This window comes from Micromonospora sicca (assembly GCF_003172935.1).
Lineage (GTDB): Bacteria > Actinomycetota > Actinomycetes > Mycobacteriales > Micromonosporaceae > Micromonospora > Micromonospora sicca.
In genome coordinates this window covers 1-1,367 of record NZ_QGKS01000040.1, presented here as the reverse complement: position 1 = coordinate 1,367, position 1,367 = coordinate 1, and the positions used below count along the sequence as shown (strand labels likewise).

The window sequence follows — 1,367 nt, the reverse complement described above, 5'->3', positions numbered from 1 at the left end:
GCCCATCCCGGGCGGCGCGAGGATCAGTTGGCCCGCGGTGGCCCGCCCCACCACCCGGTGGGGAGTCGCTCGCCCAACAGGCGAGGATCCACAGCACCCACCGGACACCCGGTGAACGTTAGTTGACACCGCACTAGCCTGGGAGCAGTAGATGTCGAGCGAAGCAGGGGTTTTCAGGTGCCGACGGGTCGAGTGAAGTGGTACGACGCGGCCAAGGGATACGGGTTCGTCACCAGTGACGAGGGTGGCGACGTGTTCCTGCCCAAGGGCGCGCTACCGGCGGGCGTCAGCGACCTGAAGGGTGGTCAGCGGGTCGACTTCAGCGTGGTCGACAGCCGCCGGGGCGCCCAGGCGATGGGGGTCAAGCTGCTGGAGGCGCCGCCGTCCGTGGCGGAGCTGCGCCGCCGGCCGGCCGAGGAGCTGCACGGACTGGTCGAGGACATGATCAAGGTGCTGGAGGCGAAGGTCCAGCCGGACCTGCGCCGGGGCCGCTTCCCGGACCGGAAGACGGCGCAGAAGGTCGCTCAGCTGGTCCACGCGGTGGCCCGCGAGCTGGAGGTCTGAGGGACGAGCCCGGCGTCGGCGGCCCGGCCCAGCAGCGCCTCGACGGCGGCGAAGCCGGCCTTCCCCAGGTCGGCGGTGAACTCGTTGACGTAGAGGCCGATGTGCTGGTCCACCACGTCGGGCTCCATCTCCTGCGCGTGGGAGAGCACGTACTCCCGGCTGGCCTCCGGGTCGGCCCACGCCTGGCGTACCGACTCGCGGATCCAGGCGGCGGCCTCGACCGGGTCGACGGTGCCCTTGTGGGCCAGGATCGCGCCGAGCGGGATCGGCAGGCCGGTGTCGCCCTCCCACCACTCGCCGAGGTCGACCAGCGCGGTCAGCCTGTGCCGGGGGTAGGTGAACCGGGCCTCGTGGATCACCAGTCCGGCGTCGTACCGGCCGGCGGCGACGCCCGGCATGATCTCGTGGAACGGCACCACCTCGATCCGCGCCGGCGGCCGCTCCGCCGACCAGAGCCGGAAGAGCAGGTACGCGGTGGTCCGCTCGCCGGGCACCGCCACGGTGGCGCCGGAGAGGTCGGTCCGGTCGCCCCGGGTGAGCACGAGCGGGCCGCAGCCCCGGCCGAGCGCCCCGCCGCACGGCAGTAGGTGGTAGTCGTCCAGCAGCCACGGCAGCGCCGCGTAACTCACCTTGACCAGGTCGAACGCCCCGCGCTCGGCGGCCGTGTTGGTGACGTCCACGTCGGCGTAGGTGACCTCGACCGGCGGGGCGCCGGGCACCCGCCCGTGCACCAGGGCGTCGAAGACGAACGTGTCATTGGGGCAGGGCGAGATCGCCAGAGAGAGCGCCACGCCCCCACGTTA

At 72.5% G+C, this 1,367-nt stretch carries 2 protein-coding genes; one reads left to right on the top strand and one right to left on the bottom strand.

The genetic code is table 11. The features are described 5' to 3' along the window. The first annotated feature begins 177 nt into the window (after nucleotides 1–177). On the top strand, nucleotides 178–564 hold the full coding sequence (locus DKT69_RS00260) for a cold-shock protein (RefSeq protein ID WP_109799597.1): 387 nt from the start codon (nucleotides 178–180) through the stop codon (nucleotides 562–564). On the opposite strand, the gene DKT69_RS00255 is transcribed toward DKT69_RS00260, so the two are convergent. After that, entirely contained in the window at nucleotides 525–1,355 is an 831-nt protein-coding gene (locus DKT69_RS00255; protein ID WP_109799596.1) for a 1,4-dihydroxy-6-naphtoate synthase, read from the bottom strand. The genes DKT69_RS00260 and DKT69_RS00255 overlap by 40 nt on opposite strands. Nucleotides 1,356–1,367: the final 12 nt, after the last annotated feature.